The sequence below is a fragment of the Flavobacterium profundi genome (assembly GCF_006491645.1).
Lineage (GTDB): Bacteria > Bacteroidota > Bacteroidia > Flavobacteriales > Flavobacteriaceae > Flavobacterium > Flavobacterium profundi.
Genome location: NZ_VDCZ01000015.1, coordinates 22,812 through 45,135, shown reverse-complemented (window position 1 = coordinate 45,135; position 22,324 = coordinate 22,812). Strand labels below are relative to the sequence as shown.

23 protein-coding genes and 1 tRNA gene are annotated in these 22,324 nt (G+C 31.8%); 12 read left to right on the top strand and 12 right to left on the bottom strand.

Annotated elements, in window-relative coordinates; all coding sequences use genetic code 11:
* Window positions 1-40 precede the first annotated feature (40 nt).
* From FHG05_RS16400 to FHG05_RS16375, 6 genes are read left to right on the top strand one after another with little or no spacing between them, the layout of a single operon-like run.
* Window positions 41-634, top strand: a complete 594-nt coding sequence (locus tag FHG05_RS16400) for a thiamine phosphate synthase (protein WP_140999195.1) — start codon at window positions 41-43, stop codon at window positions 632-634.
* Window positions 601-1,356, top strand: a complete 756-nt coding sequence (locus FHG05_RS16395) for a hydroxymethylpyrimidine/phosphomethylpyrimidine kinase (RefSeq protein ID WP_140999194.1) — start codon at window positions 601-603, stop codon at window positions 1,354-1,356. The genes FHG05_RS16400 and FHG05_RS16395 overlap by 34 nt, the downstream gene beginning before the upstream one ends.
* Window positions 1,349-1,972, top strand: a complete 624-nt coding sequence (locus tag FHG05_RS16390; protein WP_140999193.1) for a thiamine phosphate synthase — start codon at window positions 1,349-1,351, stop codon at window positions 1,970-1,972. Before FHG05_RS16395 ends, FHG05_RS16390 begins: the two co-directional genes overlap by 8 nt.
* The gene (locus FHG05_RS16385) at window positions 1,959-2,729 is read left to right on the top strand and encodes a thiazole synthase (protein ID WP_140999192.1); all 771 of its coding nucleotides are present in this window, start codon (window positions 1,959-1,961) and stop codon (window positions 2,727-2,729) included. Before FHG05_RS16390 ends, FHG05_RS16385 begins: the two co-directional genes overlap by 14 nt.
* A 39-nt stretch (window positions 2,730-2,768) precedes the next feature.
* Window positions 2,769-3,884: a 2-iminoacetate synthase ThiH gene (gene thiH / locus FHG05_RS16380; protein ID WP_140999191.1), complete on the top strand. Its 1,116-nt coding sequence runs from the start codon at window positions 2,769-2,771 to the stop codon at window positions 3,882-3,884.
* Between the two features lie 5 nt (window positions 3,885-3,889).
* The gene (locus FHG05_RS16375; RefSeq protein ID WP_140999190.1) at window positions 3,890-4,600 is read left to right on the top strand and encodes a HesA/MoeB/ThiF family protein; all 711 of its coding nucleotides are present in this window, start codon (window positions 3,890-3,892) and stop codon (window positions 4,598-4,600) included.
* Between the two features lie 202 nt (window positions 4,601-4,802).
* Here FHG05_RS16375 and aat read toward each other — a convergent pair whose 3' ends face one another.
* The 3 genes from aat to FHG05_RS16360 all read right to left on the bottom strand — a co-directional run bounded on the left by aat (window position 4,803) and on the right by FHG05_RS16360 (window position 6,804).
* A complete protein-coding gene (gene aat / locus FHG05_RS16370; protein ID WP_140999189.1) occupies window positions 4,803-5,444 on the bottom strand; it encodes a leucyl/phenylalanyl-tRNA--protein transferase in 642 nt (213 codons plus the stop codon).
* A gap of 95 nt (window positions 5,445-5,539) precedes the next feature.
* Window positions 5,540-5,917, bottom strand: a complete 378-nt coding sequence (locus FHG05_RS16365; protein WP_140999188.1) for a DUF3127 domain-containing protein — start codon at window positions 5,915-5,917, stop codon at window positions 5,540-5,542.
* An 11-nt stretch (window positions 5,918-5,928) separates the two neighbouring features.
* Entirely contained in the window at window positions 5,929-6,804 is an 876-nt protein-coding gene (locus FHG05_RS16360) for a flavin reductase family protein (RefSeq protein ID WP_140999187.1), read from the bottom strand.
* A 174-nt stretch (window positions 6,805-6,978) separates the two neighbouring features.
* Between FHG05_RS16360 and FHG05_RS16355 the strand changes: the two genes are divergently transcribed.
* Window positions 6,979-8,133, top strand: coding sequence for a sensor histidine kinase (locus FHG05_RS16355; RefSeq protein ID WP_140999186.1), 1,155 nt, complete (start codon window positions 6,979-6,981; stop codon window positions 8,131-8,133).
* 33 nt (window positions 8,134-8,166) lie between these two features.
* Here the strand turns inward: FHG05_RS16355 and FHG05_RS16350 are convergent, their stop codons facing one another.
* A complete protein-coding gene (locus tag FHG05_RS16350; RefSeq protein WP_140999185.1) occupies window positions 8,167-8,556 on the bottom strand; it encodes an HIT family protein in 390 nt (129 codons plus the stop codon).
* A gap of 2 nt (window positions 8,557-8,558) precedes the next feature.
* Window positions 8,559-9,035 (bottom strand): transcription elongation factor GreA, encoded by a 477-nt coding sequence (greA, locus tag FHG05_RS16345; protein WP_140999184.1) that lies wholly within the window; start codon window positions 9,033-9,035, stop codon window positions 8,559-8,561.
* Between the two features lie 154 nt (window positions 9,036-9,189).
* Between greA and FHG05_RS16340 the strand changes: the two genes are divergently transcribed.
* From FHG05_RS16340 to FHG05_RS16330, 3 genes are all read left to right on the top strand, one after another.
* Window positions 9,190-9,621 (top strand): Rieske (2Fe-2S) protein, encoded by a 432-nt coding sequence (locus FHG05_RS16340; RefSeq protein ID WP_140999183.1) that lies wholly within the window; start codon window positions 9,190-9,192, stop codon window positions 9,619-9,621.
* Between the two features lie 191 nt (window positions 9,622-9,812).
* Complete coding sequence (locus FHG05_RS16335; protein WP_262710458.1) at window positions 9,813-10,814, top strand: RHS repeat domain-containing protein; 1,002 nt, start codon at window positions 9,813-9,815, stop codon at window positions 10,812-10,814.
* 4 nt (window positions 10,815-10,818) lie between these two features.
* Window positions 10,819-11,301 (top strand): hypothetical protein, encoded by a 483-nt coding sequence (locus tag FHG05_RS16330; RefSeq protein WP_140999181.1) that lies wholly within the window; start codon window positions 10,819-10,821, stop codon window positions 11,299-11,301.
* A 696-nt stretch (window positions 11,302-11,997) separates the two neighbouring features.
* Here FHG05_RS16330 and FHG05_RS16325 read toward each other — a convergent pair.
* From FHG05_RS16325 to FHG05_RS16295, 6 genes are all read right to left on the bottom strand, one after another.
* The gene (locus FHG05_RS16325) at window positions 11,998-14,091 is read right to left on the bottom strand and encodes a peptidylprolyl isomerase (protein ID WP_140999180.1); all 2,094 of its coding nucleotides are present in this window, start codon (window positions 14,089-14,091) and stop codon (window positions 11,998-12,000) included.
* 96 nt (window positions 14,092-14,187) lie between these two features.
* Window positions 14,188-15,456, bottom strand: coding sequence for a hemolysin family protein (locus tag FHG05_RS16320; RefSeq protein WP_140999179.1), 1,269 nt, complete (start codon window positions 15,454-15,456; stop codon window positions 14,188-14,190).
* A 241-nt stretch (window positions 15,457-15,697) separates the two neighbouring features.
* The gene (gene lptC, locus FHG05_RS16310) at window positions 15,698-16,222 is read right to left on the bottom strand and encodes an LPS export ABC transporter periplasmic protein LptC (RefSeq protein ID WP_317130153.1); all 525 of its coding nucleotides are present in this window, start codon (window positions 16,220-16,222) and stop codon (window positions 15,698-15,700) included.
* 37 nt (window positions 16,223-16,259) lie between these two features.
* Window positions 16,260-17,630: a tetratricopeptide repeat protein gene (locus tag FHG05_RS16305; protein ID WP_140999176.1), complete on the bottom strand. Its 1,371-nt coding sequence runs from the start codon at window positions 17,628-17,630 to the stop codon at window positions 16,260-16,262.
* A 23-nt stretch (window positions 17,631-17,653) separates the two neighbouring features.
* Window positions 17,654-18,904: a hypothetical protein gene (locus FHG05_RS16300; protein WP_140999175.1), complete on the bottom strand. Its 1,251-nt coding sequence runs from the start codon at window positions 18,902-18,904 to the stop codon at window positions 17,654-17,656.
* Window positions 18,897-19,634, bottom strand: a complete 738-nt coding sequence (locus FHG05_RS16295) for a type III pantothenate kinase (protein ID WP_140999174.1) — start codon at window positions 19,632-19,634, stop codon at window positions 18,897-18,899. Before FHG05_RS16295 ends, FHG05_RS16300 begins: the two co-directional genes overlap by 8 nt.
* Before the next feature lie 120 nt (window positions 19,635-19,754).
* Here FHG05_RS16295 and FHG05_RS16290 point away from each other — a divergent pair.
* Both FHG05_RS16290 and FHG05_RS16285 read left to right on the top strand, forming a co-directional pair.
* Window positions 19,755-19,827, top strand: a tRNA-Phe gene (locus FHG05_RS16290).
* 414 nt (window positions 19,828-20,241) lie between these two features.
* Window positions 20,242-20,676 (top strand): hypothetical protein, encoded by a 435-nt coding sequence (locus FHG05_RS16285; protein WP_140999173.1) that lies wholly within the window; start codon window positions 20,242-20,244, stop codon window positions 20,674-20,676.
* Window positions 20,677-21,236: 560 nt separating this feature from the next.
* On the opposite strand, the gene FHG05_RS16280 is transcribed toward FHG05_RS16285, so the two are convergent.
* Entirely contained in the window at window positions 21,237-22,277 is a 1,041-nt protein-coding gene (locus FHG05_RS16280) for a GMP reductase (protein ID WP_140999172.1), read from the bottom strand.
* Between the last annotated feature and the right edge of the window lie 47 nt (window positions 22,278-22,324).

Sequence of the window (22,324 nt, the reverse complement as noted above, 5' to 3'; positions counted from 1 at the left end):
AAAAATGTATTGAGAACTTAGATTTCATAAAAGAAAAATCATGATAGTAATTTCAAATCCAACGGAAATAGCAAACGAACATCAAATAATACAAGCGCTTTTTGAAGAAGGTTTGGAATTGTTTCACATTCGAAAACCAGATGCATCCGAAGAAAAATTACGTTGCTATATAGCTGCTATTGATTCAAAATACCATTGTAAATTGGTATTGCATCAACAGTATAATTTAGTTGCAGAATTTCAGTTGGAACGGCTACATTTTTCAGAAAAAGTAAGACAAACTATTCCCGATAACTTTCAAAAATTGGTTCCATTCTTATCTACTTCCGTACATACAATAGCTGATTTTAACAATTTATCTGAACGATACGATGCTGCTTTTATAAGTCCGATTTATCCTAGTATTTCTAAAACAGATTATAAGCCTACACAAAACCTCTTAGAGCAAACAAAAGAACGAACCAATTGGAAAACTAAATGGATTGCTTTAGGAGGAATTTCAGCCGAAAATATTGCAGCAACCCTTACACAAGGTTTCGATGACGTGGCTTTGCTTGGCACAATTTGGAACAGTACCAACCCTATTCAAAATTTTAAAAAATGTCAAAAAATCGTCCATACTTACTTACCATAGCGGGTTTTGATCCTTCTGGAGGGGCTGGTGTTTTAGCAGACATTAAAACATTGGAACAACTTCAAGTATATGGTTTATCCGTTTTAACTGCAAATACGATTCAAACCGAAAGTACCTTTGTAAAAACCACATGGATACCCCTTGATTTTGTGCTGGAATCGATACGTTTACTTTTAGAAACCTATCCCGTTTCCGCAATTAAAATAGGCATTGTACCTTCTTTAGACTATTTGGAAGCAGTTGTGTTGAGTTGCAAAAAATGGGCTCCAGAAGTAAAAATCGTTTGGGATACAGTTTTGCGCTCCAGTACAGCTTTCGACTTTTTAAAGATTGAAAACCAAATGCAATTGTACCATATACTCAAACAAGTAGATATAATTACACCGAATTATCAAGAGATTGTAAAATTAATCCCGTTGGGTAACAGTATCGAAAACGGAGCTTTAGCCCTATCCGACTATTGTGCTGTATTTTTAAAAGGAGGTCACAACAAAGAAAACAAAGGTACAGATGATTTATTCATTGCTAATAAAAAAACAAGTTTACCACCAACCCATAAGGTCCTTTATGAAAAACACGGTTCAGGGTGTGTCTTAGCAACTGCAATTGCTGCACATCTTGCTTTAGGAGAAGATGTATACTTTTCCTGTAAAAAAGCCAAATTATATATTGAAAACTATCTCAATTCCAATCCCACTTTATTAGGATATCATTATGCATAACAAACTACAGTATATTTCACAAGGAAACACCATAGAAGAGCAACTTTCAAACATTAAAAATGTTTTGGATCATGGTTGTAAATGGGTACAATTGCGTTTTAAAAATGCCAATGCCCAAGATTTTTATACCGTTGCAGAACAAACCAAAGTTCTTTGTCAATCGTATCAAGCCACTTTTATTATTAATGATAAGGTAGACTTGGCTTATCAGTTAGACGCAGACGGAGTTCATTTAGGGTTAGATGATATGCCCATTAAGGCTGCAAGAAATATTTTAGGAGATAAAAAAATTATTGGCGGTACAGCTAATACTTGGAATCATATTCAACAAAGAGCAATTGAAAACTGCAATTATATTGGACTTGGTCCTTTCCGTTTTACTCCTACCAAAGAAAAATTAAGTCCGATACTCGGTTTAGAAGGTTATGAAAAACTGCTACAAAAAATGAAACAAGAAAACATTTTTACACCAGTAATAGCCATTGGAGGTATTACTTTAGAAGATATTGATTTACTAATAGAGACTGGTCTTTATGGTGTGGCAATCTCTGGTTTACTAACTCAAAACCCAACACTTATAACAACACTAAACGAAAAAATGCATGTCAACATTTAAAATAGGAACAACTTCCTTCACTTCTCGATTATTTTTAGGAACGGGTAAATTTGGTTCCAACCAACAAATGGAAGAAGCGGTTTTAGCTTCCGAAAGTGAATTAGTAACTGTAGCTTTAAAAAGAGTCGATTTTGAAACAGAAACCGATGCCATTCTTTCTCATTTGAACCACAAACATATTCATTTGTTACCCAATACTTCTGGTGCACGAAATGCAAAAGAAGCTATTCTTGCCGCTCAATTGGCCAGAGATGCATTTGAAACCTCTTTTTTAAAATTAGAAATTCACCCCGATCCGAAATACCTATTACCCAACCCTATTGAAACCTTAAAAGCAACCGAAGTTTTAGCAAAAGAAGGTTTTATCGTATTACCTTATATTCATGCTGATCCTGTTTTATGTAAACTTTTAGAAGATGCAGGAACAGCTGCTGTTATGCCTTTAGGATCCCCAATTGGAAGTAACAAAGGGTTAAAAACAATCGACTTTTTAGAAATTATTATAGAGCAAAGCAAAGTACCCGTTATAGTTGATGCAGGTATTGGAGCCCCATCTGATGCGGCAAAAGCCATGGAAATAGGAGCCGATGCGGTTTTGGTAAATACAGCCATTGCAGTTGCACAAAACCCAAAATTAATGGCTGAAGCATTTAAAGAAGCTGTATTTGCTGGTAGAAAAGCGTATGAGGCACAATTGGGTCAAACCTCTAATCTAGCGCAAGCTTCGAGCCCCTTAACGGCATTCTTAAATGAATAAAGATCTATACAATTAGTTATCTATTCAAAACCAAAACAGATGAGCACCTTTAACGAAATATTCAAACAATATGATTGGGCAACCATTCAAAACAAAATATATCAAACTACGGCTACAGATGTAGAAAAAAGCCTTTCGAAAGAAAAGTGCACCCTAACTGATTTCTTGCATCTTATTGCTCCCATAGCTTCTGAATATTTAGAAATTATGGCACAAAAATGCCATTTATTAACCAAACAACGTTTTGGAAAAACCATACAAATGTATGCTCCATTATATTTAAGCAACGAATGTCAGAATATATGTACCTATTGTGGTTTCAGTTTAGACAATAAGATTAAAAGAAAAACACTAACAGATACGGAAATAAAAGCAGAAATTGAAGTGTTAAAAAAGGCAGGGTTTAATCATGTTTTATTGGTTACAGGAGAAGCCAATTATACCGTTAACATCAACTATTTTTTAAATGCCATAGGAATCATAAAAAAACACTTTGCTACTATTTCAGTAGAAGTACAGCCACTTAGTGAATCAGAATATGTCAGTTTGCATCAAGCGGGTGTACATACCGTTTTGGTTTACCAAGAAACCTATCATCAAGAAGTCTACAAGCACTATCATCCAAAAGGGAAAAAGTCAAATTTTGAATTTCGTTTAGAGACTCCCGATCGCATAGGGAAAGCGGGCATTCATAAAATAGGTTTAGGAGTATTATTAGGTTTGGAAGATTGGCGGACCGATAGTTTCTTTAATGCCTTACATATCGATTATTTACAGAAAACCTATTGGCAAACCAAATATTCGGTATCCTTTCCTAGACTTAGACCAGCAGAAGGAATTATAGAGCCTAATTTTATCATGCATGATAAAGACCTTACACAATTAATTTGTGCATATCGTATTTGGAATCCCGATTTAGAAATTTCCATTTCAACTCGAGAAAATGAGAATTTCAGAAATCATATTATTCCCATTGGAACAACTACTATGAGCGCGGGTTCAAAGACCAACCCTGGTGGTTATAGTGTAGACAAACAATCTTTGGAACAATTTGAAACTAGCGATGAGCGTTCAGCTGATGTAATCGCTGCAATCATCAAAAAACAAGGATACGAACCGGTATGGAAAGATTGGGATGCAAATTATAATTCTTAAAAACTATGCTTGAAATTCAAGATTATTTACGTTACACCAAACCGATGCTACTTCCTGAAATAGGAAATGAAGGTCAGGAAAAAATTAAAAAAGCAAAAATAATAGTAATTGGAGCTGGTGGCTTAGGTTGTCCTATTTTACAATATTTGGCAGCATCAGGTGTTGGGACAATTGGCATTGCTGATTTTGATGTGATTGAATTATCCAATTTACACCGTCAAATTTTATATCGCGAAAATCAGATTGGTTCCCCAAAAGCCACTACTGCCTTAGAACTATTGAAAGAGTTAAATCCGAACCTAAATTATAGTGTCTTTAATGAAAAAATTACACCTGCAACTTGTGAGTCTATTCTTGCTTCTTTTGACATTGTGATTGATGGTTGTGACAATTTTACCACGCGTTATTTGGTAAACGATACTTGTGTAAAACTAGGAAAGCCATTAGTTTATGGTAGTATTTTAAAATTTGAAGGACAAATTGCTGTGTTCAATCATAAAGGAAGTAAAAACCTAAGGGATATTTTCCCAGAACCACCCAATCCAGAAGACGTTTCTAATTGCAGTTTGAATGGCGTTTTAGGTACTTTACCGGGTATTATTGGTACAATGATGGCTCATGAAACCTTAAAGGTGATTACCAATTTACCTTGTTTAACTAATGAATTGATTGTGTTGAATACTTTGGAATGGCAATTTAGGAAGCTAAAATTTTAAAAATTAAAAAAAGCACTAATATTGTTTAATAGAAATATAAATGTCAACAAAACTGCTAAAAGAAAAAGTAATATTTTCCAAATGAAATGCATCTTACTTTTTACAGTATAATGCAACACTAAGAAAACTATCCCTATAATTAATAAAGACAAAAAAAGTAAAGCAACTAAAAGTGGGACAATATTCCCTGTCAAAAATAAAATCATAACCCGTGTTTTAAAACCATCATAAAATCATCTCTATCGATTTCCATACAACCTAATGAGGCTAAATGATCATTATATACTTGGCAATCCAAAATGCGATAGTTGTTTTGTTCCAAAAATTTTACTAAATGAATAAATGCGACTTTACTTGCATTGGAAACTTTGGAAAACATACTTTCGCCACAAAAGATATGACCTAAATCGACACCATATAAACCACCAACTAATTCATTATCTAACCAGACTTCCACACTTTTTGCCACTCCTATTTCATGTAGTTTACAATAAGCTTCAACCATTTCATTGGTAATCCAAGTGCCCGGTTGGTCTTTTCTAACTATTTTTTTGCAATGGGATATCACTTCTTTAAAAGCCGTATTAAATGTGACTTTAAATTTATTTTGATTGAGTACGTTTCGCATACTTTTTGAAATTTTCAAGTCTTCAAAAAACAACACCATACGTTCCTCAGGTGCCCACCAAAGAATAGGTTCATCCTCTTCAAACCAAGGAAAAATACCACTTTTATAAGCTAGCAAAAGACGCTCTATGGATAAATCACCACCTACAGCCAATATACCTTCAGGTGAAGCTTCCTCAACGGGTGGAAAATAAATGTCTTTTGTTAAAAAATGCATGTCATAAAATTCGAAATTAAAAACTTGGTATTAAAAAAGTCAGAAATTATAGTGTTCACTAAAACTTCTGACTTCAAATTTATAGGGTATTATTTTTAAAAAGGAAGATCGTCGTGTTCTTCTTCATTAAAATTGGTTGCTGGTTCAAAAGCATCTGCAGCTGGCATTGGAGGCATTTGCCCAGTTACTGGTGCTTCAGCTTGTAATTTTTCAATTCTCCAACCTTGAATAGAATTAAAATATTTAGTTTCACCTTGTGGATTTACCCATTCTCTACCTCTTAAATTAATAGATACTTTAACTTGTTCCCCAGGTGTATAATTATTTAATAAATCTGTTTTATCTTGAGTAAACTCAATCATGATGTGTTGTGGATATTGTTCTTCTGTGGTAACCACTAACTCTCTTTTCTTAAATGTTGCACTAACCTGCTGTACTGGGTTAATCACTTTTACTCTTCCTGTTACTTCCATTTCTTATAAATTTATTTATTTGCTAATAATACTTTCCAAGCGCTTAAGACCTCATTCTTATCAATATATTGCTTGGCAAGTTCGTGTTTTTTGATTTCGTCATCACTGCTCAAAACGGCTTTTACTCCAAAATTTTCGTTTACAAAGATAGTAATTTCTTCTTCTTTTGGAATACTTTCGACATTTCCTAAAATTCCTAAATCATTCCCAGAGAAAACCGTACTTTTCTTAATAAACTCTGGAATAGCATCTACTCCAATTCCCATCGTTGAAAGCGGTTTTTCAACTTCAAACAAGCCACTATTGGCTCTGGAATACCAATTGCCACCACAACGCGCTACCAAATCAATCTTATGCTGATCGATACCTCCATTTGCATCTAAAACGGATTCCTCTATATGTATTTTAACCACCTCGCAAATCACCAAATTCCCAGCTCCACCTTCATTTCCTAATGCTATAATTTCGTTTATTTTGCATTCAAATTGCACGGGACTTTCTGCTACTCGAAAAGGCTTTACTATATCAGACTGAAGCATTGTTAAACCCGCTTTTTCAAATTCGTTAACACCATCAGGGTATTCAGTACTAGAAAGTGACATTTGTTGAACCATATCATAATTCACTACATTAATCACTACTTCTTTGGTACTATGCGCATTAATTAAAGTATGTTTAATGGTATTATCTCTTACCCTTCTTGCTGGAGAAAAAATTAATATCGGTGGATTGGCACTAAAAACATTAAAAAAACTAAATGGCGATAAATTAGGATTTCCATTTTCGTCAATAGTACTTGCAAATGCAATAGGTCTTGGTGCCACAGCTCCTTGCAAATAGCCTTGTAATTTAGCAGGTGTAACGTCTTTTGGATTAATAGATATCATTTGTAAATAAGATTTTTACAAATTTACATATTTTTAAGACCAACCCAAATGGATTTCGGAGAATATCTTTAACAAGAAGCTCTTTATAAAATATCTAGATCTATTTTACGTTTTACATATAGACAATTATCATCTTGATTGGGATTTTACTATTTTTACTTACAAATATTAAATATGCAATTTTCTGAAAAAAGAAATATAACCCGTTGGTTTATCATTTTAGCTTCCTTCTTAATCGTTATTGTCATTTTATGGAATACTTATGTTTTTTTTCAAATTTTCAAGAATGATGAAAGAAAAAAAATGGAACTTTGGGTTTCAGCCCAAAAAACCTTAGCGAATGCTGATGGCAATACCGATGTAGGTTTACCTTTTGAAATCATTCAAGCAAATGGCTCCAATCCGATGATTGAAGTGAATAGTGAAGGTATGATTTTAAATAGTAATAATTTAGATCCAGAAATCGAAAATGATAGTATTCAATTGAGAAAACTCTTTGAAAAAATGAAATCGGAAAACCAACCGATACAAATGGATCTTTCCAATGATACTTATCGCTTAATTTACTATGGAAATTCTGCTTTATTAAACAAATTAAAATATTACCCCATAGCTTTAGTTTTAATTATCATTTTATTTGGAGCAGTCGTTTACAATTTTTACAGAGCTACTAAAATGGCTACACAAAATAAACTTTGGGCTGGAATGGCAAAAGAAACGGCTCATCAAATTGGAACACCATTATCTTCTTTAATTGGTTGGCTAGAAATTTTAAAATTAGACAATGTAGAACCTTCCACCATTGTTGAAATCGAAAAAGATATTAATCGACTACAAACGATTACAGATCGGTTTTCAAAAATTGGTAGTGAACCCGTACTCGAATTGGTAGACATTGTAGAAGAAACTAAAAATTCTTTTGAATATTTAAAATCAAGATCTTCCAACCATGTGGTTTTCCAATTTACGGCACCTGAACATCCCATTAGAATTCCAATTAATCCTATTTTACATAGTTGGACTATTGAAAATTTAGTCAAAAATGCCATTGATGCTATGAAAGGAAAAGGTAAATTACAAATTGCAATTTCGGAAGATAAAAACAAAGTTAGAATTAGAGTAACCGATACCGGAAAAGGCATTCCTAAAAATCAATTTTATAAAATATTCGAACCAGGCTTTACAACTAAAAAAAGAGGTTGGGGTTTAGGATTATCCTTAACAAAAAGAATTGTTCAAGAATACCATAAAGGTAACATTAGAGTGGTACATTCAGAAATTGGAAAAGGAACCACAATACAGGTGAGTTATTTTAAAACCAATTACTAATAAAAAAATCCCGAACAAATCGGGATTTTTTTATTAGTAATTGGCAGCTATAGCTTGTGCAATACTTTCAAATTCTGCTTTTTCCAAACTTACTTTTCTTTGAAAACGCATATCATCCATATCTTGTAAAGGAATTAAATGTACGTGAACATGAGGTACTTCAAGACCTACAACAGCAACACCTACTCTTTTACACTCAATTGTTTTTTCTATGGCTTTGGCTATTTTTCTAGAAAAAGACATTAATTTTAAATACAAGTCTTCCTCCATGTCAAAAATCTTATTGATTTCTTGTTTTGGCACACATAACGTATGCCCTTTCGCATTTGGATTCACATCTAAAAAAGCAATAAAGTTTTCATCTTCTGCTATTTTATAACATGGAATTTCTCCATCAATAATTTTTGTAAAAATAGAAGCCATATTTAATCTCTTGTAATTTCTAATACTTCAAAATTTAAAGTCCCATTGGGCACTTTTATTTCGGCAATTTCACCTACTTTTTTACCTAACAAACCTTTCCCAATTGGAGATGTTACAGAAATTTTTCCAGACTTTAAATCTGCTTCACTTTCTGCAACTAAAGTATATTTCATCTCCATCCCGTTTGTTTGGTTTTTAATTTTAACGGTAGATAACACCAAAGCTTTAGAAACATCCAATTGAGACTCGTCAATTAAACGAGCATTTGCCACTAATTCTTCCATTTTAGCAATTTTCATTTCTAAAAGACCTTGTGCTTCTTTTGCGGCATCGTATTCCGCATTTTCAGACAAATCGCCTTTATCTCTCGCTTCCGCAATTGCTTGTGATGCTTTTGGACGTTCTATACTTTTTAATTGATCTAATTCTTCTCTAAGTTTTTTTAATCCTTCTGCTGTGTAATAAGATACTGTGCTCATAACTTCATCGTTTATATAAATAGAAAGAATCCCATTTGATGGGATTCCTTTACGCAAAGGTAATAATTATTTTTTTTAAAATTAATTTATGACGGTTTTTTAGTGAGTCAAAATTAAATAAATTAAATTTGAAATTTAAAATCCATCCTAAAAAATGAAAAGATACCTGATTTTCTCTTTATTTATCGCACTTTTTTTAAGTTGCAGTAAAGACAATGGAATAAACAACAACAATCCCTATTTACCAAATTATCCGGTTGATTTAACTATCAATCTGAATTTACCAGAATACAATAACTTACAATTTGTAAGTAATTCGGTTTATATTGATAATGGTGCAGCTGGTGTAAGAGGTGTATTTGTTTTTAATGCGGGAAGCAATAATTATGTAGCGTTTGATGCGGCTTGCCCAAACCAACCTTTGAGTTCTTGTTCTACTATGACTATTAATGGTATTAAAGCCGTTTGCGCTTGTGATGATGCAGAATATAGTTTCTTTACAGGTCAAGCCCAAGGCAAGCAATATCCGATGAAACAATATCGAGTTCAACAAGTAAACTCAAGCACTTTACGCGTATACAATTAATCTGAAACACGCAAAAACCATTTTAAAAAAGTCTTATCTTTGAGAGACAAAACGTTCTTATAAACAGCCCAAAAAACAGCCTAATTTTTGCTTAAAAAGTGGTTCAAAAAGTGTCGAAAACAGCAAAAAAGTGCCATTTTCAGCATTTTTAAAATTACTAAAAGTATTGAAAATAGTACTATTTCAAACCAATTGACTACTATCCTTTTGGAATGACCTTGCCAGGACGCACTTACTCAAGCCCAGCTTACCGTTACGGCTTTAATGGAATGGAAAAAGACGATGAGTTGAAAGGTAATGATAATAGTTATGATTTTGGATCTAGAATGTTAGACCCTAGAGTTGGGAGATTTTTTAGCATTGATAAATTAAATTCGGTTACGCCATCTACTAGTGGATATTCAACATCCGGAAATTCACCTATTTTTAAAGTCGACAATAAAGGTGATATTGAAATAATTTTTCATTTCTACAAAAAATTTAAAGGTAAGTACTATGAAGCAGGAACATATAAAATGGAAATAAAGACAGATGAAGATATAAAAGGAATAACAAGAGATGTTATGCATATAAATGCTTACGTTAGTTATGATGATGGTTTATCACCAGAAGAGAACAAAACTACATTTAAAGGTATTACGAGTTATTCAATTCGCAAAGGAACTGGATTAAACAAAGAAGAAAAATTTGAAAAAGACAATCCTGGAGCATATTGGTTAGCTAAATTTATGCAAAAAAACCCACTTGGAACTGGGGCATTAGTTGAGGCAATGACTGGTGAAGACATGATGACCAAAGAAAAACTTGATAATTTTGGCAAAGGAATTAAAATAGCCGAAGGTGTTCTTAGTTTAGTTTCGATGGGGAGAGCTCAAACTGGATCTGAGATTTTTAAAGGTTGGCTTATAGATAATGCATTTGAAGAAACTGTAATAAGAATCTTTAATAATGACAATATGGAAAATGGAGATATGATGAACAAAATAACAATATTTGTTTTCCAAACTTATAAAATGAAAGATATTGATAGGAAAAAAACTTTTGAGACTATTGATGCTATTGTCAATAAAGGTATAAAAGGTAAAGAACTTTTTGATGAGATTTTGAAACAAACAAATATAGATTTAACAGCTCCAGCAGATAAAACTCAAGCTGCAAAAAAAGCAGTACAGATATTTAATTCAGAATTTTAGTATTATGAAAGAGTATGAAATTAGAGTAATTAATGATAAAGAAATAATAATCAATTTTTTTTTTGATAGTAAATCTACAGTTTTTTCTTTTTTATTTTCTGTTATTATATTTACTTTTCTAATTTTTAAAATAAAATTAGATGTATTAATAGATATTTGGATTTATTTAATTATTTTATTCATTTTGTTAATGTATTTAACATTCAATAAGTTTTACGAATGGAATAAAAACAAATCCCACAAATTAACTATTAATAAAGCTGATTTATTTATTAATAATAAGTTTTTTTGTAAAATTTCAAATATTGAATCTGTAAATATAGCTTACAGTATAAATCAGTTTGAAAGTGGTTGGAAAGTATATTTAAGCAGGTATTTAAACTCTCACGATTACATAATTAAGAGAAGGTTAACAGAAAAAGATGCTTTGATTATTGCAGAGAAATTATCATTATTTTTTGATAAACCAATAGTTAGAGATAGTTAGATCAATATCGGATTTACTTCGTCAATTTGGCTAAAGCCTCGGGTATAATCCGTGCCCGCAAAGTATATAAAACAAAAAGCCACTTCACTGTGGCTTTTGTTATTTTAAAAAACTCATCTCTACCTATCTAAAGCAAAACGGTCTTTTAAGCATTTACTATTGTAACCTACACTACTACACTTGTAACTAGTATCACTTACAGTAGTAATGTGCTCTGTTGCACTTGTAAATTTGAAAAATACTATAGGAATATGCCTTCTTACACTTGTAAATTTTAAAAATACTGTAGGAGTATACTCTCTTGCACTTGTAAATTTGAAAAATACTGTAGGAGTATGCCTTCTTGCACTTGTAAACAAAGTCACATACTGTAGTAGTATGACTGTTGCACCGCTACTGCACAAAATTGAAGATTCAGGGTAGCGAATCTTTCAATTGGAAAAGAGAAATAACGCACTTTATATTTCTGTTTCAATAATCAAATAAAATAAAGAACAAGACAACTTACATATATTCATTTGTAACACTATCAAACCATAGCATTATTTGTTATTTAAAAGCGATTTTAAGCTGTTTTAATTCTTTTTGGAACAATGATGAATTCAAAGATAAAACAACGATTCAATTGAAACTGTTAAAACATAAAAAAGCCCTTACAATCTGTAAGGGCTTTTTTATGTAAGAAATAGATCTTTATTAGTATTTACCTCTGTTATCGGTAATATCTGCTTTGTCTTTTAATGCTTGATACGCTCTTTGTTGTGCTGAATTTGCTTCTTGCATTTGTTTTTGGCTTACCAAGTTAGAGAAGTCTTTAGTTTCTGGAGCATTGGTTACTTTTTTAGTTTTAACCATGAATACACCACTGTTACCTACAACTAATCCAGAAGTTTTTCCAGCTTCTAAATCAAAAGCAGTACCTACTACTTTTGGTTCAGCCCCGATATTCATAATGGTTGGGTTTCCTAAAGCTACATCAGTTGCAGTGTTTACAGAACCTCCTGTTGCTTTCGCTACATTTTCTAATGTAGTTCCGTTCATTTTCTTTTTAATCGCTTCTGCTTTTTTCTCATTTCTTAAGATAGAACCTACCGATTGTCTTGCAATTTCCATGCTTAATAAACCTGTTTCATTCTTATCTTTTAACGTTGCAACAACAAAACCTTTAGCAGTTTCAAAACGTTTGATATCTCCTTTGTTTGTTTCGTCATTAAATGCCCAACGTACAATTTCTCTTTGAGCTCCTAAACCTTGAACATACTCGTCAGATGGTCTTAAGTTGTTTGCTGGTACAATCGTTGCTTTTGCATTTTTAGCAACTTCTTCAAAGTTTTTGTCCGTTGCATCCGATTCAAACTTACTTGCCGTATTGTAATTGTCATCGATAGTTTTATCAGAAGGCTCTACTTTTTTAGTAATAGTAGCTAATTGAACCGCATCGTATTTTGCTAATACTTTAATTACGTGGAAACCAAAATCTGTTTCAACTACTCCTAAACTTCCTACAGGATTGTTGAATACAAAGTCGTTGAATGTTGGTACCATTTGACCTGGAGTAATATTGTCATATTCACCACCATTATTTTTTGATCCTGGATCATCAGAGTTTGCTAAAGCTAATGCTGCAAAACTGTTTGGGTCTGCTTTTACTTGAGCCATCAAAGAATTAGCTAAAGCTTGCGCTTCTTCTTTTGTTCTCGTAGCAGAAGAACTTTGTGCACCTTCGTAAGCCAATAAAATGTGACTTGCTTTAGCTCCTGCATTTGATTTTCTTCCCATCATTCTAGACAAAGATTGAGTTCCATTGTTAACATAAGGACCAAAAACTTCACCTGTAGATAAGTTAAATAATTGCTCTTGGAATTCAACTGGAAGATTGTTTTTTGTTACATATGTGGAATCAAATGGCGTTTCAGATTCTTTATTTACAAAAGCGGCAACATTTTCTACTTTCACATTTTTGAAACTTGGAACAGTATCGTTACCATCCACACTTCCATTAATATAACCATAGAATTGTGTTTCTAAATCTTTCTCGTCTTTTTGAGAAGGTTTGTTTTCAAAAAATACATAATCAATGTTTCTTGTTGGATCAGATTTGTATTTTTTAGGATTTTTCTTCATGTAAGCCATAATTTCATCATCAGAAACTTTAACTTCTTCATCATTTACTGTTGAGAAAGCTACGGTTACATAATCGAAATCTACTTTTTTAGTATCTAAAACATGTTTGAATTTACCTTCTGCTTGTGTTGTATAAATTCCACCTTTAAGCATATTGTAATACAATTGCTCAACAGCTGATTTTTCAACTTGATCTTCAAATTCATTCCATTGTACCAAACGGTCTTGGTTTGGATCATTTTGCATAGATTTTATAAACTCTTTCAATTTATTTTCATCAAAAGTTCCCGCTTCATTTAAAAACTGTGGATTTTGAGCGAAATATGGATTGGCTTTAATTACATTAATTAATTGCTCTTCTCCAATTCCTAATCCTATTTTTTCAATTTGCTCTTTTACAATGATACTTCTTACTTCTTGTTCCCAAACAGAGTTCATTGCTTGTGTAGCACTCATTTGCCCTTGTTGACTTTGTTTTTCAAGTTGAGCTGTTTTCTTCATAAACTCTTGACCATTGATGTCTGTTCCATTCACTTCACCAATGTTGTTATTATTTATGCTAAAACCACTTTTAAATAACTCTGGAATTAAGAATGCAAATAATGCAAAACCAATAATAATGATAAGTAATCCAGAACGTTTTCTAATATTATTTAAAACTGCCATTTTGTATATTAATTTAATTCAGTGGGCGAAAATACAATTATCTATTTAATAATAAAATAGAAAAGTTATAATTTCTATTAATTTTTTACGATTTCTTTATTGTTTTTCTTCTAAGATGGAAAGTCGAACCAATTCTATCTTTTTATTTGAGGCAGAATGAATGGTAATTTCAAAGTTTTCAATCTTTATTTTTTCTTTATTTTGAGGAATTTCTTTGGTATTATGCACAATAAAACCACCTAAAGTACTATACGAATCATTTTCAGGAATATCTAAATTGTATTTTTGATTGATAAACTCTACATCTAACCTTGCAGAGAATAAATATACATCTTCTTCAATTTTTTCATCTATCAATTCCTCATCTAAATCATGTTCATCTTCAATTTCTCCAAAAAGCTCTTCAATAATATCTTCCACAGTAATAATTCCTGAAGTACCACCGTATTCATCCAAAATAACAGCCATACTTTTTCGTTTTTTTGTTAAGATGTCTAATAAATCTTTGATATAAATAGTTTCTGGCACATATTCAATTGGAATCATGACCGATTTAATCGTTTTGGGTTTTTTGAACAATTCAAAAGAATGCACATACCCCAAAATATCATCTATGGAATTTTGGTACACCACAATTTTAGAATAACCTGTACTAACAAATAATTCTTTCAATTCGGCCACCGTATCTAAAATGTCTAAACCTGAAATTTCTGTACGAGGCGTCATGATATCTCTTGCTTTTAAGTCAGAAAATTCAAGTGCGTTTTGAAAAATTTGTATTTCAGAATCAATTTCATCTTCATCAGAAATACTATTCATTTGTTCACTAATATAATTGCCTAATTCTACCTTGCTAAAATAATCTTGAACCTGATCACCATCTGTTTTAAAGAATCTTTTTAAAATAAAATCAGAAATCCAAATAATGAATTTGGAAACCCAATAAAACAATTGATAAAACAAATAAGCTGGTGCAGCAAACAATTTGATGAAAGAGTTGGCATAAATTTGAAAAAACACTTTTGGTAAAAATTCAGCCGTCATCAAAATAATAGCAGTAGACAAAATAGTTTGCAACAAAAGACTTACAAAAGGAGAGAAATGATACTCGATAGAAGTGATCCAATGCATTAACAAATCTCCAGAATAGATTCCGTAAATTACCAAAACCACATTATTACCCACCAACATAGCTGTAATAAACTGGGAAGGCTTTTCAGTTAGTTTTGATAAAATTTTTGCATTGAAATTGTTTTGTTTCTTCTCTATAGATAAGAAAACTTTGTTGGAAGAAACATATGCGATTTCCATGCCTGAAAAAAAGGCTGATAAAAGTAAGCAAATAACAATGATGGCTATTTCCATACTTTATTTTTGACCGTTTTTATATTTGTTGTAAAATCTTCTTTTAAAGAAGAACATAAAAGTGGCTAAAAGCGCAAACAGAATACTAATTGTGAAGTTCTCGTTGTTTTGAAATCTTACAAATGCATCGTAGATAAAAAACACAGCAAATAGAATGTACACGTACTGAATATACTTGGTATATTTCATTTTAATTAATTTTCACCAAAAATAATAAATAAATTCGATACTGTAACTATTGTTATTCCTCTACGTTATTTATTTCTCCATTGGTAGTTTGCATGTTGAAAATCTTGAAATCCTTGCTAAAATCTACACCAGGACCTTGAAGATAACCACCTGTTCCGTCAGAGTATTTGAAGTGTTTCTCTGTGAAAAACCATTCGTTTTTTTGGTCGAAATACAATTGTTGTGTTTCTAATTTTTTACCATCGTGAGAAGTGATGGTTACATTACCTTGTAGATCGATAATGTCTGTTTTTTTATAAGAAATAGCATAGTCAGACTCTATAGTGGTAATTTGATTGTTTTCGTCAAACATAGTCACTACTACACCTTGGGGGAATTCAGTAAAAGCGTTCGTAATGTTACTGTAATCTAACATTTTTTTACTTCTAAGAATCGATTTTACTTTTCCAGAATCGGTATATTTTAAGTTTATTGAATCTGCTTCGCCTGAAGGAAAAAAAGAGGAACGATTGAATTTTTGCACATCTTTTAAAGAACCTTCACATGAAAAAAATATAGTCATGACACTAAGTATCATGACTATATTAAATATATTTCTATTTTTTTTATTCATTTTATAAGGTAGGAACTGTTACACTTTCACCAACCCAACAGTCAAAAGCAATTCTCTTACCTGACATATTTCCTTTTGGGTTACTGAAAATTTCAGTTTTTGATGGAGCTGCTGCTCTATAACCAGCTGCCATTTTAGCTGCTGTAGCTTTTAAAGAAGAATCAGCTGCCGCTGCTTTATCACAATAGTTTGCAGCTAACCAATACATGGCTCTTTTTTCAAATTGATCACCACCACAATCATTAATGCTACTTCCATATAATTGCGCAATTAATAAATAAGCTTTACCATATGAAGGTTTAACTGCTAAAGCTTTTTTAGCATAGTTACGAGACTGACTTTTGTTAGATTTAGAATAAATCGAAGCAATCTTCATGTACACATTTGCTTTTTTAGAATTATCAGTGTACATCTCTGCTGCTTTATTTAAATATTCTACAGCTTTTGAAATATTTTTCTTTTGGTATTCAACAATTCCTTGTTTTTCATAAGCTGGAGCACTTGGATCTACTTTTAACAAAGCTTCAGAAATTTTAGAGAATAATGGATCTCCATCACATTCTTTTGCTTCCAAACGATCTGCCGCTCTTAATAACCAAACTTTGTTTGTTTTGTTTTGCTCAAAAGATTTTTGATAGAATGGGATTAACTTATCACAAGTAGATAATTGAACAATAATAGCATCCATACTAGAAGTAACGGTAGCAATATCTTCTAAATTCCCTTCATATCTGCTTTTTGCTTTAGCTTCTTTGCTGTCTAATTGTTGACCAGACTCTTCTTTAGAAATTAAAACATCTTTAGCGTCAGAAAACTCTTTTTCTAATCCGTTTAATTTTTCTAAGATATCATCATATTTATCAAAAACTTGTTGCAATTCGATTCCTTTGTTTCCTGCTTCATAATCTTTAACAAAGATTTCAAAGTAAGCATAAAGCGCTCTAGTAGAATCAAAGTTTGCTTTGTCAGAAGTAAACGCTTTATCAAAAAGACTAAAAACTTCTTGATTTGTACCTACTTTATAATTAAATAAAGCAAGTCCTTTTTTCATATCTACACCAGCACCTTCACTTGGGAAATATTTATAATTTTCATCATAAAATTTCATTAAGTCACGAACAAACTTTTCTTTTTCTGCTCCAGATGCTTGATCTATTTTTTGTTTGATTGCAAACTCTCCATAAGAATAAACTCTTTTATCAAAAGAAGGACAATCTTTTCTCAACGTTGTTAAATAATCGTATCCAGCTGGATCTTTAGCCTTTACAGAAGATGCCATTAAACTTAATGTTTCTGTACAAGCCTCATTGTTTTGTGCCTCTGCAAAAAATCCTGCTGCAATAACAAATAATAAAGATAATTTAGTTTTCATTTTATTACTATTCTAAAAAATTACTAATCAATTTTACGTTTCTTAAACCATTTATCGCTTAATGATAAGCCAACACTAATGTTGAAATAGTTTTCTCTAATTAAATTATAATACTTAGTTCCTCTAACGCCGTATTCAAAGCCTAAATCGATTTTAGAATACCCAAGTGGTAAACCAAATCCAAAATTCATGCCATAATCTTTAATGCTTTTATCTTTAATGACTAAGCCAATATTTTCATATCTAAATCCGGCTCTATAAACCACTCTATTTAAATAACTTGTGTAGGAGTCAAATTTAGGAATATAATAGCCACCTACAACATATTTTTGTGAATCTTCATAGGTGCCACCTGTAAAATCATCAAATCGATTAACTAATTTACTGTTATTTTGGAAGGTAATTTCAGTTCCAACCATCCATTTATTTCTTTCTCCAATCCCAAGACCAACCGCTAATTTAGAAGGAATAACTATATCAGTATTGTTAACTGGAACATCTTCTGAGTCATTTACCACTTCCGCACCACTTGCAGTATAGGTTACCGTAGCAAGATTTCTTTCATTTTCAGAATTTAATTTTGCTTCAGGAGCATAGGTTAAACTAGCATATAAAGAGTGTTTGTCTGTGATTTTTCTATTATACAAAGCACCAAAATTCAAAGACATTCCTGTTATTCTTGAAGAATTTAATTCCCTAGATTGCAACTGGATATTTGAAATTCTCTCATTAGATTTGGTTTCAATTGTTCCAAAATTATATTGAATATCAGCACCAACACTTATATTTTTATTAAACATATAAGAACCACCTACAAAAAAACGATTTATATTTCCTACACCTGTAGAAGTTGTAATTGTTTGAATTCCAAATTCATCTTCTTCAGTATTTGAAATATTATAACCAACAGCGCTAAATGGCATCAATCCGAAAGAGGCTCCAAATTTTCCCATTGGAATTCCAACTGCTAAATAATCTAACCCTGTGTTTTTAGCATTTTCACTCGTGCTTTCATTGTACAAATTGGTGAAACTAGTAGTTCCTCCAACCCCAAGAGTAGTTAATTTTAAATGAGAATAGGAAGCAGGGTTTAATAAATTTAAACTCACACTATCACCTTCAATACCAAGTCCTCCCATAGCTCTAGAACTTTGTGTTCCTTTAAATTTTAGTTCACCCAAACCATAAAATGAATATGGTGAAGAAGTATTTCTTTGAGAAAAAGCAATAGTGCTAACAAGAAGCACTAAACAAATTATACAATTTTTAATCATTTTGTGTTTGTACATAATTAAATAATAAATTCAAACTTTCTAGTAAAAAATTTGAATTGGCAAATATGGTGCTTTTTAATCTTTTAGCCAAAAAATCTGCATCGCCTCCTGTTAAAATTATTGTTAAATGTTGATATTTAAGAAAATATTGTGAAATAAACCCTTCTATTTCATGGACCATTCCATTAATTATTCCCGAATGTATTGATTCATTTGTGTTTTGACCAATAAAAAAATCTATATTTTCTTTGTCTAATAACGGTAATTTTGCGGTGTAATTGTGTAAAGCTTTGTATCTAAGTTGCAATCCAGGTGAAATTGCTCCTCCATAATATTGTCCATCCTCATTTAAAAAGTCGTAAGTAATACAAGTTCCTGCATCTATGATTAAACAATTGGTGTTTGGAAATGACAAACAAGCTCCAGCTGCTAAAACCATTCGATCGATTCCTAAAGTAGTAGGCGTACTATATAAATTTTCAAAAGGAAAAGAAATTTCGTGCGAAACTACTATCAAATTAGAATGTTTTTCTACATAACTGAGACACTCTTTTTCTAATTTCCCTACAGAAGAAGCTATAGAAAAACGAATTGTATTAAATTTTTTAAAAATTTTTTTAAAAAAAATCAAGGCTTCATTTTGGTCAAATACAAATTTTTCTAAAAGTGTATTTTCCTCAAATACAGCACATTTAATTTTAGTATTTCCGATATCAATAGTTAAAAGCATCTTTTGTTTTTTGAGCTGACAAATATACAAATTGATTTTTTTAAAAAAATGTTTTGGAAATTACAAAAAGGGTTCTATATTTGCACCCGCATTCAGCAAGCAACTTTTCTGAATTTGGAAGGTACCTTAGCTCAGTTGGTAGAGCAATGGACTGAAAATCCATGTGTCCCTGGTTCGATTCCTGGAGGTACCACAAAAAACCACTCATTGAGTGGTTTTTTTATTTATACTATTTCAATTTCATTCCTTTTTTGAAGACAACAGTTGTTTCATATTTTCAATTTCTTTAATCAAATCAGTGTATTTTTTACTCAGTTCGTCAATTTTTGTTTCTTGATTTTCAATGATGCTTTGTTGCTCTTTGGCTACCTGAATTAATAATGCTGAATTTTTAGAATAATCAACACTTTTGTAGCCCTACCGCAGAGCCTCCTGACTTTGCGGTCTAATTAATAATACTTTTAGTTAATTTACTAACATAAAAAATTTCATTTATAAAATTATTAAGACAATGATTTTTATAATTTAGCGCAAAGTCGGGAGACTTTGCATAGCTGGGTAAAAAAGAAAATATTGGGCGTGAAGTTGATATTAAAAATTATGTAGAATGATAAAATATTTAGCAATATTGTTAATTTTCCTATTGGAAATTAATAATTTTAATGATGAATTTTATACTTTTCGTGTTTTTTTAAATAATGAACCTGTAAAAAACGGATATATCCATTTTTTATCTAACGACGAGTTAATACATGAAATTAGCACAATTGGTTTAGATCTTGAAGAAAAGTATAATAAGAAATGTAAAATAGATAAAAAAGGTTTTCTAAAAATTAATAAAAAATACTTACAAAACAAATATAATAATATTGGAAAAGACTCAATGAGATGTATAGTTAGGTGTGGTTATGGTTTTGGAGTTTGGGAAAAATTTAAAATTTCTGACGATACTATTAAAATCAATATTATTTTCTCAGAATATAAGGATTGCTTTATGTCAAGAAAAGAAAGTGATACAGTACTAAAAAAGTGTGTAAAGTAAAAGTTTAGTAATTTTAAATTACAGATAAAAACTTACAACTTTATGAACTTTACACACAATCAAATTTCGGAATTATTACTGGATATTGCAAAACCCCGATAGCGCGGAAATGCTTTCCGTGCGCGCAAAGTATATAAAACAAAAAGCCACTTCACTGTGGCTTTTGTTATTTTAAAAAAGTCATCGAAACCTATCTAAATCAAAACTTCTTTTAAGTACTTACTATAGTAACCTACTCTAATACACTTGTAACTAGTATCACATACTATAGTAACTTACACTACTACACTTGTAATTAGTATCACTTACAGTTGTAACCTACTCTAATACACTTGTTACTAATGTCACTTACAGTAGTAATGTGCCTTGTTGCACTTGTAAATTTCCAAAATACTGTAGGAGTATGCCTTCTTGCACTTGTAAACAACGTCACATACTGCAGTAGTATGACTGTTGCACCGCTACTGCGTAATTTATTCATGTGGTAAATGGAAACAAAAGAAGCTGAAACAAGTTCAGCTTGACAAGATTTTGCTTTTTGGATAGGTTTTTTTATTTAATCATGAAGTATACACTCTATTCTCTTGTTCAGCTACACGTATAAATGTCGTGCGTTTGGTGAGTTCTTTGAGTTTAGCAGCACCTACATAAGTAAAGGTGCTTCGTAAACCTCCTAAAATGTCTTGTATGGTATCTTCTACTTTACCTCTAAAAGGTACTTTTACCGTTTTCCCTTCGCTGGCTCTATAATTGGCCACACCACCTACATGCTTTTTCATAGCGGTTTCCGAACTCATGCCATAAAATTGTTTGTACTTTTCTCCTTTTATTTCAATCACTTCTCCTCCACTCTCTTCATGACCGGCAAGCATCCCGCCGAGCATCACAAAATCGGCACCTGCACCAAATGCTTTGGCTACATTACCTGGAATGGCACAGCCGCCATCGCTAATAATTTGTCCGCCTAAACCATGAGCGGCATCGGCACATTCTATAATAGCAGATAATTGTGGATAGCCTACTCCTGTTTTTACTCTTGTAGTACATACCGAACCGGGTCCTATTCCAACTTTAATAATATCGGCACCGGCTAATAAAAGTTCTTCTACCATTTCACCTGTTAATACATTCCCTGCAATAATGACTTTATCTGGAAACTGTTTTCGGGTTTGTTTGACAAATTTTACAAAGTGCTCGGAATAGCCATTGGCCACATCAATACAAATGAATTTCAGTTTTGGGAAACGTTCAAAAATGGCTTGTACCTTTTTTGCGTCTTCTTTTCCTGTCCCTGTACTGACTGCAATATAGGAATACAAATCATCTGAGATTTTGTTGAGAAATTGCGCCCAATCGTCTAAAGCATAATGTTTATGAATCGCTGTAAAAATATGGTGTTTTGCTAAAGCCAAAGCCATTTCAAACGTACCCACCGTATCCATATTCGCAGCCATAATAGGCACACCGCTCCACACATACGAACCGTGCAAAAATTTAAAATTGCGTTGCAAATCTACTTGTGCTCTACTGCTTAAAGTAGATCTTTTAGGACGAATCATTACGTCTTTAAAGCCTAATTTTAGGTCGGTTTCTATTCTCATTTTACACTTGTTTACTCAAAAATATTAATTTCTTTTGGTAAATAATT

Excerpts from the sequence above, each read along its gene's own strand:
- FHG05_RS16400 (WP_140999195.1), top strand. The coding sequence starts at position 41 with ATGATAGTAATTTCAAATCCAACGGAAATAGCAAACGAACATCAAATA.
- FHG05_RS16395 (WP_140999194.1), top strand. The coding sequence starts at position 601 with ATGTCAAAAAATCGTCCATACTTACTTACCATAGCGGGTTTTGATCCT.
- FHG05_RS16390 (WP_140999193.1), top strand. The coding sequence starts at position 1,349 with ATGCATAACAAACTACAGTATATTTCACAAGGAAACACCATAGAAGAG.
- FHG05_RS16385 (WP_140999192.1), top strand. The coding sequence starts at position 1,959 with ATGTCAACATTTAAAATAGGAACAACTTCCTTCACTTCTCGATTATTT.
- thiH (WP_140999191.1), top strand. The coding sequence starts at position 2,769 with ATGAGCACCTTTAACGAAATATTCAAACAATATGATTGGGCAACCATT.
- FHG05_RS16375 (WP_140999190.1), top strand. The coding sequence starts at position 3,890 with ATGCTTGAAATTCAAGATTATTTACGTTACACCAAACCGATGCTACTT.
- aat (WP_140999189.1), bottom strand. The coding sequence starts at position 5,444 with ATGCATTTTTTAACAAAAGACATTTATTTTCCACCCGTTGAGGAAGCT.
- FHG05_RS16365 (WP_140999188.1), bottom strand. The coding sequence starts at position 5,917 with ATGGAAGTAACAGGAAGAGTAAAAGTGATTAACCCAGTACAGCAGGTT.
- FHG05_RS16360 (WP_140999187.1), bottom strand. The coding sequence starts at position 6,804 with ATGATATCTATTAATCCAAAAGACGTTACACCTGCTAAATTACAAGGC.
- FHG05_RS16355 (WP_140999186.1), top strand. The coding sequence starts at position 6,979 with ATGCAATTTTCTGAAAAAAGAAATATAACCCGTTGGTTTATCATTTTA.
- FHG05_RS16350 (WP_140999185.1), bottom strand. The coding sequence starts at position 8,556 with ATGGCTTCTATTTTTACAAAAATTATTGATGGAGAAATTCCATGTTAT.
- greA (WP_140999184.1), bottom strand. The coding sequence starts at position 9,035 with ATGAGCACAGTATCTTATTACACAGCAGAAGGATTAAAAAAACTTAGA.
- FHG05_RS16340 (WP_140999183.1), top strand. The coding sequence starts at position 9,190 with ATGAAAAGATACCTGATTTTCTCTTTATTTATCGCACTTTTTTTAAGT.
- FHG05_RS16330 (WP_140999181.1), top strand. The coding sequence starts at position 10,819 with ATGAAAGAGTATGAAATTAGAGTAATTAATGATAAAGAAATAATAATC.
- FHG05_RS16325 (WP_140999180.1), bottom strand. The coding sequence starts at position 14,091 with ATGGCAGTTTTAAATAATATTAGAAAACGTTCTGGATTACTTATCATT.
- FHG05_RS16320 (WP_140999179.1), bottom strand. The coding sequence starts at position 15,456 with ATGGAAATAGCCATCATTGTTATTTGCTTACTTTTATCAGCCTTTTTT.
- lptC (WP_317130153.1), bottom strand. The coding sequence starts at position 16,222 with ATGATACTTAGTGTCATGACTATATTTTTTTCATGTGAAGGTTCTTTA.
- FHG05_RS16305 (WP_140999176.1), bottom strand. The coding sequence starts at position 17,630 with ATGAAAACTAAATTATCTTTATTATTTGTTATTGCAGCAGGATTTTTT.
- FHG05_RS16300 (WP_140999175.1), bottom strand. The coding sequence starts at position 18,904 with ATGATTAAAAATTGTATAATTTGTTTAGTGCTTCTTGTTAGCACTATT.
- FHG05_RS16295 (WP_140999174.1), bottom strand. The coding sequence starts at position 19,634 with ATGCTTTTAACTATTGATATCGGAAATACTAAAATTAAATGTGCTGTA.
- FHG05_RS16285 (WP_140999173.1), top strand. The coding sequence starts at position 20,242 with ATGATAAAATATTTAGCAATATTGTTAATTTTCCTATTGGAAATTAAT.
- FHG05_RS16280 (WP_140999172.1), bottom strand. The coding sequence starts at position 22,277 with ATGAGAATAGAAACCGACCTAAAATTAGGCTTTAAAGACGTAATGATT.